Below are 12,589 nucleotides of genomic sequence, written 5' to 3' on the forward strand. Positions count from 1 at the left end.
CAAAAATTATTGATAAATAATTCATACACTTTTCACAATACAGTTTTATATTTGAAATACAAGGGGGAATTCTTATGAGAGACGATTTTAATAATTCTGAAGATTCAAATATGTACTCCTATAATTATGAAAAGCCACCAAAAAAGAAAAAGTCTGGCGTGCTACTTGTTGTTATGGCGATTGTTTTTTCTTTGATAGGCGGTGTTGTGGGGTCGTTTATTACTTCAATTAACATGAGGGGCAATAGTAATGAGCCTACTAATAATATTACTATTTCTGCAGGCGACGACATGACAGTTGCATCTGCTGTTGCTAAAAAGTCAATGTCATCAGTTGTCGGCATAACTACTAAGGGCGTTCAACAGTCTTTCTTTGGGCCAGTCGAGGTTCAAGGTGTGGGCAGTGGTGTTATTGTCGATCCAAAGGGATATATTTTGACAAATGCCCATGTTGTTAAATTAAATAATCAAATTATAGACAAGGTCACTGTAAGACTAAACAATGAAAACGACCTAGAGGGCAAGACTATCTGGGCAGATGAGATGATTGATCTTGCTATAGTTAAGATAAATACTGACGAAAAATTAAATGTTGCAAGCCTTGGCGATTCAGATAAATTACAAATTGGTGAGGCTGCAGTGGCAATTGGAAACCCAATTTCGCTTCAATTTTCACAAACTGTAACCCAAGGTATTATTTCAGGACTAGATAGATATGTTGGTGCAGTAAGTGGCGGAGGATACATGACAGGACTTATCCAAACTGATGCTTCCATAAACGGAGGTAACTCCGGTGGACCTCTTCTTAATGCAAAGGGCGAAGTTATTGGAATTAATACAGTTAAAGTTCAATCAGCTGAAGGTCTTGGATTTTCTATTCCAATTAATTTTATCAAACCGATAATCAAACAAGTTATTGAGACAGGAAGCTACAAAGAATTGTCACTTGGAATTTTGTCAATGGATGTTGGAGCGGCAAAACAATTCTTTGGCGAAAATATTGACACAGATAAGGGAATTTTCGTCTACAAGATTTATGATGGATCACCTGCAGTTGCAGCCGGATTACAACCAGGAGATGTCATCACAAAGATTGGCAAGGACGAAGTTACAGACAACAATGCACTTAAATCTATTTTGTACAAATATCAAGTCGGAGACAAGGTAAATATTACATTTGAAAGAAATGGAAAAGAAGAAAGTGCAGAGCTTACTTTTACAGATTATTCTGTAGAAAAGGACAAAAGTGCACAAGAGGACTTGAGAAAGCAAGAAATGGAAAGCCGTAGAAGACAAATGCCTGGATATGGACAGATGCCAGGTCAAGGTCAAGATAGAGAAGAGATGCAAAGAGAATTTTTGGATGAATTCATGAGAAGATTCGGAAACTAAATATTTGTTAAGGAAGAGTGAGATAAAAGTCTTGCTCTTCTTTTATTTTAAGTAGCATGTTTAAAATGAGTCAAAATATTTATGATTGTGTGATATAAAATAAGTTTAAAATAAAAAATATATATAATAGATTGAATTTTGTGATGAAAAAATAAGTGGAACTTGACTAATTGTAAGAATTAGAGGGAAATTTAAAAATTTTTGAAAGTTTTTGATAATTTTTATCAAAAAGGCTTTACAAATATAAAAAAGTATAGTATTATATAGACAGTTAATGATACAAGTTATCACTAACACATAATAATAGCGTCGATGACGCATAATATTGAGGCGAAAGCCTTAGCTCCTAAGATTAATAATAAAATTATACCAATCAACATTCAAAACGGAAAAGACCATGTGCGTAGTGGTCTTTTCTTTTTTTGTTTTAGGGTGTTGAGGTTGTGGATAGAAGAGGTCGTCACTGTGCTCATGATTTATTAATTTTGTGCGGGGAAATCCCTGTGGGAGTCATCCTGAGCGGAGGAGGAGCATAGCGACGACGGAGTCGAAGGATCTGTAGGGTAAAGGCAGCGATGTGTGTTCGTCTTGAGAGAAATGTGTTTTGGAATTTTCTCCGTGAGGTTTTCTTGTTAAGACGATTAGTTCTCGCTCGATGACTTTGCAGATCCCTCGACTAACGCTCGGGATGACGAGTTTGAGACAACAGCGAGTGTAGACAATTTCGTTACGATATCAGGAAACCACCTCATCCAACGTCATCCTGAGCGAACGAAGTGAGTCGAAGGATCTGTAGGGCTGAGGTGGCGATGTGTGGTCGTTTTGAGAGAAATGTGTTTTGGAGTTTTTGTATGGGTAGCCCTTCTCTTATATTTAGGTTTTCACCTTATGATGTTTTGAGGTATGCTTAGGTTATTTTGATAAGACGCTTAGGCTGTTTCTCCACTAGGTGCAGATCTTCGACTCGCGTTTTACGCTCGCTCAAGATGACGGAAAGGAGACAATAGCAAGTGTAGACAATTTCGTTAAGATATCAGAAAATCACCTCATCCAACGTCATCCTGAGCGAACAAAGTGAGCCGAAGGATCTGTAGGCTGAGGTGGCGATGTGTGGTCGTTTTGATGAGAAAGTGTTTTGGAGTCTCCCCTTTACGTTGTTTCTTTAAGACGATTAGGTCTCGCAAGAATACTTTGCAGATCCCTCGACTGTCGCTCGGAATGACGAGTTTGAGACAACAGCGAGTGTAGACAATTTCGTTAAGATATCAGAAAATCACCTCATCCAACGTCATCCTGAGCGAACGAAGTGAGCCGAAGGATCTGTAGGGTAAGGGTAGCGATGTGTCGTCGTTTTAGTGTGAAAGAGGCTTGGAGAGTCTCCCCTTTACGTTGTTTCTTTAAAACGAATAGTTCTCGCTCGATGACTTTGCAGATCCCTCGACTGTCGCTTGGGATGACGGAGTGCTGGGGTTGTGGATTGAATAGGTCGTCACTGTGCCGAAGGTATGGTGGAGTAATGTTAATGATTTATCAATGATTTTAAGTGTTCGCCATATTAAACGTCATCCTGAGCGGAGGAGGAGCATAGCGACGACGTAGTCGAAGGATCTGTAGGGTAAAGACAGCGATGTGTGGTCGTTTTGACCAAATTGTGTATTGGAGTAATTCTCCTATACGTTATTTCTTTAAGACGATTAGGTCTCGCAAGAATACTTTGCAGATCCCTCGACTAACGCTCGGGATGACGAGTTTGAGACAACAGCGAGTGTAGACAATTTCGTTAAGATATCTGAAAACCACCTCATCCAACGTCATCCTGAGCGAACGAAGTGAGTCGAAGGATCTGTAGGGTAAGGGTAGCGATGTGTGGTCGTTTTGACCAAATTGTGTATTGGGGTAATTCTCCTATACGTTATTTCTTTAAGACGCATAGAATGTTTTCCCACAAGGTGCAGATCTTTCGACTCGAGCAAAGCTCTCGCTCAAGATGACGGGCAGGAGACAGTTACATATGTATAGACATCGCTTGATGAATTTGTAGATTCTTTATCAATAGAGAACACATCGACTCGATTCACTCACTCTGAATGACGGTGTGTGGCTCATGATGCAAATAGTTCGTTTTTGTGCCTTTGGTTTAGATTTTCTCTTAAGAGCTTACTATTTCTCCTTTACTCCACCCTTTGTAAATTTATTTCAATATAATCCAATATTTCTTTACTTAAGTTTTACTTTTAAACAGAATATTATATAATATTAGCTATGAAATAAGGTGATATTTTGAAAAAAGTTGATAATGAAAAAATTATAGAAAAAAGGGGGCTTAGGTTTTCGGATTTCTTCTGGCTATTTATTTTCTCAATATTTATTACTGCCGTCATGTTTATCTTGACGCCGGAGAAAGGTTATAATTTCGCCAGAGTTTTCGAAGACCCAATGGTAATTTTACTAAATTTTATACCAGTACTTATAATCGGCCTATTGTTTCTTGGGATTTTTGGAAGGTTAAAGAGAGCTTTAATTTTTAATTCGCTCTTCTTTACAATATTCTTCATGATTCACAGGACAAAGGTCATTTATAGAAATGCACCCTTCGTCTTTAACGACTTTAAACTTGCAATGGAAGCTGCAAACATGGTCAAGCAGTCCTACTATCCGGATTTGTTTTCCATAATAGTCTTCTTTGCATTTTTAGTGATTACAATTTTAGTCGCAAAGGCTATTAATAAAGACAAATTAAAGCTAAAGTCAAGGCTTGCGATAATCCTTGCGTCAGTAGTTTTATCTTCTGTTCTTTACACAGGAGTTTATGCGAAGGATAAAATTTATAACAAGCTTCCCTTCGAAGGCAATCCCTTCAATATACTCGACCACTTTAACTCCAAGGGCTTTAATTATATGTTCATCCACAATATAAAAGATGCAATTGTAAAAGCTCCTGAGGGTTACGACAGGGACGCGATTAAAAAAATCGACAAGGACGACAGGTCTGAAGAGATTTCCGTTCTTAAGTACAACGAAAAGCCAAACATCATTTGGATAATGGGAGAGGCATTTACCGATATTTCCCAAAATCCTGCTTTTTCTTTTGATAGTGAGCACGATCCAAATAGAAATTTCAAAAGAATGCAGGCCGAGTCAGTTTTAAGCGGACGAATTGTGACACCGTCCTTTGGAGGTGGAACTGGAGATACAGAGTTTGACGTTTTGACGGGAACTCTTACTACAGATGTATCTGCCAACGGTTCAATTTCTTTTAATTCAATAAAGAGAAACATCGATTCACTTCCGAGGTATTTAAGTAGCATCGGTTACAAGACGAGATCATTTCACCCGGGATATGAGTGGTTCTACAGACGAAACGAAGTTTATCCAAAAATTGGATTCGACGAGAGACACTTTGTCGAAGATATTGCAAATCCAGACATCAAGGGTGAGTATGTTTCTGAAAGGCAATTTACAGATATATTTGTAGAAAGATTTGAAGAAAGTTTAAAAAATAATGAGACGCCTATTTTTGACTATGCAGTGGATATTCAAAATCACGGCCCATACTACTATGACAAATACAAGGAAAGCTATCCATTTAACTGCAAGTACCCACTAGATGATGCGACTAAGGCAATGTTTGGAGCATACTTCTTGGGCACAAGAGATATTGACCAAATGATTGGTGAAGTATATGACATGATGAAGACTAAAGAAGAGCCAATTATTATGGTCTTCTATGGCGATCATCTTCCAAGTTTTGGAACTGATCCAAGTGGATATGACAAAATCGACAAGCACCTAAGCTGGGACAATTTGGAAAAAGAAACAGAATATTATTCAACGCCATTTCTTGTAATGGCAAATGATGCGGGAAGAGCTTATTTGAATAAAGAAAACATTGAGCTCGACCAAGGTTCAATAATTTCATCAAATTATTTGGCTTCAACAGTTTTAGATATGCTTGGCTTCACTAAGGGAGACAACTTCTTTAGCTACAACTCGGAGCTTAGAAAAAAACTTCCTATAATCTCAAGACACTATGTCTATGACGGTGAAAAAGTATATCCACGTGACAAAGTTGGTGGAGAAGCTGCACAAATATATTCACAATATAAAAAATATGAATATTACAGAATTAACGATTGATGGGCTTCTAATAGCCCATTAATTTTGGAAGTATTATTTGGCAATAAAAATAAAAAGGGGAGAAGACATGAGAAAAATTTCAATAATTGGACTTGGAAATGTTGGGGCAACTGTTGCACACACTTTGGTAGAAAGAAGTCTATGCGACACATTAATTCTATTTGACAAAAAGGATGGCCTTGCCGAAGCTGAAGTAAGCGACCTATCCGATGGTTTTGTAAGAAGAAATGGACACATAAATATTAAAGCGGGAACAGAAAAAGATTTAAGTGATTCTGACATAATCATATTTGCGCCAGGAGATATTACAATCTTACAAAGATTTAGCGACAGACTAAAGGAATTTGAATACACAAAAACTTGTGCCGAGGAGTGGGGACCAAAGATTAAAAAGTCTCGTTTTGATGGAATTTTATTAAGCATCACAAACCCCTGCGATGTAATTGCAGATTATATGCAAAAACTAACAGGCCTACCGAGAGAAAGAGTTATTGGAACGGGAACTGTTCTTGACACAGCGAGAATGAAAAATGCAGTGGCAAGAGTTTTAAATATTGATCCAAACTCTGTCGATGGTTTTGTGATCGGGGAACATGGCAACAGCCAATTCGTAGCTTGGTCACAAGTAAGTGTTGCGACAAAGCCAATTATGGAGATACTTGATAGAGACATGATTGAAAAAATTGAAGAGGACACAAGGATGCGCGCCTTTGAAACAATAAAAGCAAAGGGCTACACATCTTATGGAATTGCGAACTCAACTTCACTAATAGTTGAGGCAATATTTCAAGATGCAAAGACAATTCTTCCTGTCTCATCATTTAGCAAAAAAGAAAATTGCTACATCGGTCACCCTGCAGTAGTTGGACGAGAGGGAATATTAGGTGACTACGAAATAGAACTTAACGAAGAAGAAATGGAAAAGTGGAACAAGTCAGCTAATACAATTAGAGAGACATTGCCTATAAAATAAAAACTTTTAACAAGACTCGCATTTTTTGCGAGTTTTTTTATTAGAAATTTTTGACTTTTGTTTAAAAGATTCTTAAATCTTTTCTAAAAATTTACATCTTCATACATTATTTTTTAAAACGTGATAAAATAATATAAATGCCCAAGTGTCAAGATTTTGTTCTTCTTCTGTGTTAATGTGAGACTTTTCTTGATATAATAATACGATAGAGGTGTTTTTTATGAAAACAGAGATTATAAAGTTTAAGGGAAATGAAAAAGATAAAAAGTACCTTGATAAGATAAAGAAAACATTTGAAAAGGGCGGACTTGTCGTCTTTCCTACAGAGACTGTTTACGGCCTTGGTGGAAATGGACTGGACGCCAATGCTTGCAAAAAAATTTACGAAGCAAAGGGAAGACCATCGGATAACCCATTGATTCTTCACATAGCAGAAAATTCTCAGATTGATGAACTCGTTCTTGAGATTCCAGATGTTGCCAAAAAGTGCATGGAAAAGTTTTGGCCGGGACCTCTCACTATGATTTTTAAAAGATCAGACATCGTTCCCGATGCAGTTACAGGTGGACTTGATACAGTTGCAATAAGAGAGCCTTCTCACAAGATTGCAAATAAAATTTTAAAGGCAGTTCATCTTCCAATAGCTGCTCCTTCTGCAAATATTTCTGGCAGACCTTCTCCAACTAAAATAGAGCATGTGCTAGAAGATTTAGACGGACGAGTTGACATAGTTGTAGATGGCGGCAAGTCAGTTGTTGGAATTGAGTCCACAGTTTTAGATGTAACAGTAGACCCACCTATGATACTTAGACCTGGAAAAATTACTCTTGAAGATTTACAAAAGATTTCTCCGGACATTACGATTGACCAGTCCACAATTGATGCGACTAATAAAAAAGTTCCAAAATCTCCTGGTCAAAAGTACAAACACTATGCACCTCGTGCAGAGGCAATTTGCTTTGGTGGAAATATAGACAAAATGGTTTTGGAAATTCAAAAAAATATTGATGAAAATAAAGATAAAAAGGTTGCCGTTTTAGCTTCTACAGAAACTATAGATGAGTACAAAAACTGCGATTTAAAAATAAATCTTGGTTCAAGAGAACATCTAGAAGAAGTGGCGAGCAACTTGTTTGATGCACTGCGTCACTGCGACGACGAAGGCGTTGATTTAATTTTGGCAGAGGGCTTTGAACCAATTGGACTTGGCCTTAGCATTATGAATAGACTCCTTAAGGCTTGCAGCGGCAGAATAGTTATGAGAATTTGAGGTGTAATATGAAAATAGCAATTGGATCAGATCACGCAGGTTACTATCTTAAAGAGGATATTAAAAAATATCTTGAAGAAAAGGAAATTGAAGTTATAGATAAAGGACCCGACTCAGCCGATAGAGTTGACTACCCAGATTACGGTCATGCCGTTGGTCACGAAGTAATAGATAACAATTTAGATTTTGGAATAGTTATTTGCGGATCGGGAATTGGCATATCTATTGCTGCAAATAAAGTAAAGGGAATAAGAGCAGCCCTTGTAAGCGAACCTTATTCTGCAAAACTTGCAAGGCGCCACAATAATGCAAATGTGGTTGCAATGGGAGCAAGACTTATCGGACTTGATATGGCAAAGGAAATTGTCGATGCTTTTATAAATGAAGAATTTGAGGGCGGAAGACATATTAATAGAGTTAACAAAATAGAGGAGGAATAATATGATTCATGTTGTAGAACATCCACTAATTGATCACAAGATGACAATTCTTAGAAAAAAAGAAACAAGCTCCATGGAGTTTAGACAAATTGTAAATGAAATCTCATCTCTTATGGCATATGAACTTACAAGAGATTTAGAAACTGAAGAAATTAAAATCGAAACACCTATTGCTCCAACTACTGGAAAGATGATTTCGGGCAAAAAGGTTGGAATTGTTCCAATTCTAAGAGCGGGTCTTGGAATGGTGGAAGGATTTTTGACAATTGTTCCTGCTGCAAGAGTTGGTCATATTGGAATGTATAGAGATCCAGAAACTTTAAAACCAGTTACTTATTATTCAAAACTACCTAAAGATGTAAGCCACAGACTTATGATAATCGTCGACCCAATGCTTGCCACTGGTGGATCTTTAATCGAAGCAATTGATGAATTAAAAAGAAATGGCGCAACTCAAATTAGAGCCGTAAATCTTTTGGCAGCACCTGAGGGAATAAAAGCTGTTGAAGAAGCTCATCCAGATGTTGACATTTATGTGGCAGCAATTGATGATCACCTAAATGAACATGGATATATTGTTCCAGGTCTTGGAGATGCGGGAGACAGACTATTTGGAACAAAGTAGTATGTATATGAAGGAATTTATTTGGCCCTTCTTTTTGGCATTTCTGATTACATTTCTTTTAATGCCCATTACAATTAAACTGGCAAAAAAATTTGGCTTTATAGATATACCAAAGGACGCAAGGCGCGTTCACAAAAAGCCAATACCTTTAAGCGGTGGAATTGCCATGGTAATATCTGTAACAGTTCTAATGCTTAGATATTTGCCAATAGATAAAGAACTTGCTATGACAATAACGGCATCTCTATTAATAGCAGTTTCAGGTTTAATTGATGATAAAAAGGGACTTAGTCCAAAGTTAAAATTAGTTTTTCAAATACTTGCAGGAGTCTTACTTGTAATAGGAGGAGTGAGAATTGAATTTTTCACAAATCCATTTGACATCTCCGATGCTCTTGTAATCTTAAATGTGCTCTCAGTTCCAGTTACAATTTTTTGGGTGTGTGGAATTACAAACACAATCAACTTAATAGATGGACTTGACGGGCTTGCAGCTGGAGTTTCACTTATATGTGCAGTGTCCATGTTCTTTATCACATACCAAATGGGCAGAACTGAAGTGAGCCTTGTGTGTGCACTTGTTGCTGGAGCATGTCTTGGATTTTTGCCATTTAACTTTAATCCGGCGAAGATTTTTATGGGAGACACTGGAGCGCTCTACTTGGGATTTATGCTATCATATATAAGTATTACAGGATTTTTAAAACAAGCAGCACTCCTTATGATTTTTGTGCCCGTACTAATAATGGGCGTGCCAGTATTTGATACGGCTTTTGCAATGGTAAGAAGAAAATTATCAGGCAAGTCAATGGTTGAGGCAGACAAGGGACATCTCCACCACAGACTTTTGGCAAGGGGACTAAATCAGAGACAGACAGTTATAATTCTTTATGCAATATCTGCAATCTTTGGAATACTTGCAAATTTAATTTCAAGATTCCATTCAAGGGTAGGTCTATTTGTATCTTTAGCTGTCATGCTAATCATATTAATTGCCGGAATATCTAGCGGTATGCTGAAAAGCAAGGAGGATTAAATGAAAGTATTATTTGTTTTTGGGACTAGACCTGAGGGAATAAAAATGGCCCCAATAATAAAGGAAATAGAAAGAAGACACACTTTAGAGAGCTATGTCTGTGTAACAGGTCAGCACAGAGAGATGCTCGATCAAGTTTTGGAGATATTTGACATAGAGCCAGACTACGATTTAAATATTTTTAAAAAAGGCCAGTCACTTACAGAAGTTACGACAAAAACACTTATCGGACTAGAGAAAATATTGGACGAATTAAAGCCGGATATTTTACTAGTTCAAGGTGACACTACTACAGTTTTTGCTGCGGCACTTGCAGCGTTTTATAAAAAAATAAAAATCGGCCATGTTGAAGCAGGTCTAAGATCAGGAAATATTTACTCACCATATCCAGAAGAGGCAAACAGAATGCTTACAGGAGTAATTTCAAATTTTCACTTTGCGCCGACAAAAAACAACAAAAACAATTTATTAAAAGAAAATTATCCAGAAGAAAATATCTTTATAACAGGAAACACAGTAATCGATGCATTAAAGTATGCAGTAAGAGATGACTATGTCTTTGAAGATGAGGTTCTAAATAATATAGACTATAAAAAAGATGTTATCCTCTTAACTTCTCACAGAAGAGAAAACTGGGGTAAGCCAATGGAGAATATTTTTTCTGCAGTAAGAAAAGTTGTGGAAGAAAGAGAAAATGTCGAAGTAATCTTTCCCGTTCACATGAATCCACTTGTTAGAGAAATCGCCAAAAAATATTTTGAAGATTTAGACAGAGTTCATTTGATTGAGCCTCTATCTTATCTGCCATTCTCAAACTTAATGAGCAAGGTTAAATTTGTCGTAACAGACTCAGGCGGAGTTCAAGAAGAAGCACCTGCCCTTGGAAAGCCAGTCCTTGTAGTTAGAAACGAGACTGAGAGGATGGAGGGAGTTGAGGCAAAGACTGCAAAGCTAATTGGAACAGAATTTGATGCAGTTTATGAAAATATTAATTTGCTTCTTGATGACGAAAAAGCCTTCGAAGAGATGGCAAAAGCAATAAATCCTTATGGCGATGGAAATGCAGCAGTAAAAATCGTAGATATTTTGGAAAGTTTAAACAAATAGAGTAAAATAATATATATTTTTTCAAACAATGGGTAAAAATATGCATGTAGGACTCAGATCAATGCTTTTGTGCTTTTATATAGCACAATATTTGATATAATATTAAAGGGAAGTCCATTAACGATGGACCAAATGAAATGATTGAAGCACTTTATTTTAACGTGCAAATGTAGGAGGAAAAAATGGAAGAAAGAATAGTAATCGCGTCAGCAGCAAGAACACCAGTAGGATCATTTGGCGGAGCTTTTAAAACAGTTTCAGCAGTTGAACTTGGAGTAGTTGCAGCTAAAGAAGCAATGAAAAGAGCAAAAGTTACACCTGATATGATTGATGAAGCATATATCGGAAACGTACTTCAAGCAGCTCAAGGCCAAAACGTTGCAAGACAAATTACAATTAACGCTGGAATTCCTTATACAAAACCAGCAGTTACACTTAATATCGTATGTGGATCTGGACTTCGTGCAGTAAGTTTAGCAGCTCAAGTTATAAAATGTGGAGATGCTGAAGTTGTACTAGCAGGTGGTACTGAATCTATGTCTAATGCTCCATACGCTCTTATGAACGAAAGATGGGGAGCAAGAATGAATGACAAAACAGTTGTTGACACAATGATTAAAGACGGTCTTTGGGACGCATTCAACGACTACCACATGGGTATTACTGCAGAAAACGTAGCAGAAGAATTCGGAATTACAAGACAAATGCAAGACGAACTTGCAGCAACTTCTCAAAACAGAGCTGAAGAAGCTAGAAGAAGTGGAAGATTTAAAGACGAAATCGTTCCAGTAGAAGTAAAAGGACGTAAAGGAAAAGTTACTGTTGTTGAAGATGACGAACACATCAGAGAAGGCGTTACTGTAGAAGGTATTTCAAAATTAAAACCAGCTTTCAAAGAAGGCGGCACAGTAACAGCAGCAAACGCATCAGGAATTAACGACGGTGCAGCAATGCTTGTAGTTATGACTGAATCTAAAGCAAAAGAACTTGGCGTTGAACCTCTAGCATATATTATCTCTTACGCAACTGAAGGTGTAGACCCAAGAATCATGGGAACTGGTCCAATTCCATCTTCAAGAAAAGCTCTTGAAAGAGCAGGACTAGAAGTTAAAGACCTTGACCTTATCGAAGCAAACGAAGCTTTCGCAGCACAAGCTGGAGCAGTAGCAAAAGAACTTGGATTCGACATGGACAAAGTTAACGTAAACGGTGGAGCTATTGCACTTGGTCACCCAGTTGGAGCAAGTGGAGCAAGAATTCTTACAACTCTACTTTACGAAATGCAAAAAAGAGATTCTAAAAAAGGTCTAGCAACATTATGTATCGGCGGTGGAATGGGAACTGCTCTAGTTGTTGGAAGGGACTAATAGATAAATGAATTATAAATATTTAATAGTAGATAAAAAACCTAATGGAATTGTTCTACTGACACTATCAAGAGAAAAAAGCCTAAACGCTCTTAACTCAGAAATGTTAAAAGAGCTTCACAAATTTTTCTCTCACATAGAAGATGACATAAGATGTATCATCGTAACAGGTGCTGGCAAATCATTTGTAGCTGGTGCCGACATTGCAGAGATGGCAAACTTCACAGCAAGTGAAGCTTATGA

10 protein-coding genes are annotated in these 12,589 nt (G+C 37.3%); all 10 read left to right on the forward strand.

Translation table 11 applies throughout. The annotated features are described in order from the left end of the window. Positions 1-74: 74 nt before the first annotated feature. Positions 75-1,391 carry a S1C family serine protease gene (locus tag ACOX6R_RS01995; RefSeq protein ID WP_433446711.1) on the forward strand — a complete coding sequence of 439 codons (1,317 nt, stop codon included), beginning with the start codon at positions 75-77 and terminating at the stop codon, positions 1,389-1,391. A gap of 2,280 nt (positions 1,392-3,671) precedes the next feature. Continuing rightward, positions 3,672-5,528 (forward strand): LTA synthase family protein, encoded by a 1,857-nt coding sequence (locus ACOX6R_RS02000; RefSeq protein ID WP_433446713.1) that lies wholly within the window; start codon positions 3,672-3,674, stop codon positions 5,526-5,528. 37 nt (positions 5,529-5,565) lie between these two features. Beyond that, entirely contained in the window at positions 5,566-6,501 is a 936-nt protein-coding gene (locus ACOX6R_RS02005) for a lactate/malate family dehydrogenase (protein ID WP_433446715.1), read from the forward strand. Positions 6,502-6,721: 220 nt separating this feature from the next. After that, the gene (locus tag ACOX6R_RS02010; protein ID WP_433446717.1) at positions 6,722-7,771 is read left to right on the forward strand and encodes an L-threonylcarbamoyladenylate synthase; all 1,050 of its coding nucleotides are present in this window, start codon (positions 6,722-6,724) and stop codon (positions 7,769-7,771) included. Between the two features lie 8 nt (positions 7,772-7,779). Next, positions 7,780-8,211, forward strand: a complete 432-nt coding sequence (gene rpiB, locus ACOX6R_RS02015; RefSeq protein ID WP_433446719.1) for a ribose 5-phosphate isomerase B — start codon at positions 7,780-7,782, stop codon at positions 8,209-8,211. A 1-nt stretch (position 8,212) separates the two neighbouring features. Continuing rightward, positions 8,213-8,836 carry a uracil phosphoribosyltransferase gene (upp, locus tag ACOX6R_RS02020; RefSeq protein WP_433446721.1) on the forward strand — a complete coding sequence of 208 codons (624 nt, stop codon included), beginning with the start codon at positions 8,213-8,215 and terminating at the stop codon, positions 8,834-8,836. Positions 8,837-8,843: 7 nt separating this feature from the next. Next, positions 8,844-9,872: a glycosyltransferase family 4 protein gene (locus ACOX6R_RS02025; RefSeq protein ID WP_433446728.1), complete on the forward strand. Its 1,029-nt coding sequence runs from the start codon at positions 8,844-8,846 to the stop codon at positions 9,870-9,872. Continuing rightward, a complete protein-coding gene (wecB, locus tag ACOX6R_RS02030; protein ID WP_433446723.1) occupies positions 9,873-10,979 on the forward strand; it encodes a non-hydrolyzing UDP-N-acetylglucosamine 2-epimerase in 1,107 nt (368 codons plus the stop codon). It begins immediately after the preceding gene. Between the two features lie 182 nt (positions 10,980-11,161). Further along, complete coding sequence (locus tag ACOX6R_RS02035; RefSeq protein ID WP_433446725.1) at positions 11,162-12,346, forward strand: acetyl-CoA C-acetyltransferase; 1,185 nt, start codon at positions 11,162-11,164, stop codon at positions 12,344-12,346. A gap of 7 nt (positions 12,347-12,353) precedes the next feature. After that, positions 12,354-12,589: enoyl-CoA hydratase/isomerase family protein (locus ACOX6R_RS02040; RefSeq protein WP_433446726.1), on the forward strand; the 236-nt coding region annotated here is incomplete at its 3' end.

Source organism: Peptoniphilus sp. (genome assembly GCF_050943655.1).
Lineage (GTDB): Bacteria > Bacillota > Clostridia > Tissierellales > Peptoniphilaceae > Peptoniphilus_A.

What these genes read in the sequence shown, in the direction of transcription:
- rpiB (WP_433446719.1), top strand. Translation starts at nt 7,780, where the DNA reads ATGAAAATAGCAATTGGATCAGATCACGCAGGTTACTATCTTAAAGAG.
- wecB (WP_433446723.1), top strand. Translation starts at nt 9,873, where the DNA reads ATGAAAGTATTATTTGTTTTTGGGACTAGACCTGAGGGAATAAAAATG.
- ACOX6R_RS01995 (WP_433446711.1), top strand. Translation starts at nt 75, where the DNA reads ATGAGAGACGATTTTAATAATTCTGAAGATTCAAATATGTACTCCTAT.
- ACOX6R_RS02035 (WP_433446725.1), top strand. Translation starts at nt 11,162, where the DNA reads ATGGAAGAAAGAATAGTAATCGCGTCAGCAGCAAGAACACCAGTAGGA.
- upp (WP_433446721.1), top strand. Translation starts at nt 8,213, where the DNA reads ATGATTCATGTTGTAGAACATCCACTAATTGATCACAAGATGACAATT.
- ACOX6R_RS02025 (WP_433446728.1), top strand. Translation starts at nt 8,844, where the DNA reads ATGAAGGAATTTATTTGGCCCTTCTTTTTGGCATTTCTGATTACATTT.
- ACOX6R_RS02010 (WP_433446717.1), top strand. Translation starts at nt 6,722, where the DNA reads ATGAAAACAGAGATTATAAAGTTTAAGGGAAATGAAAAAGATAAAAAG.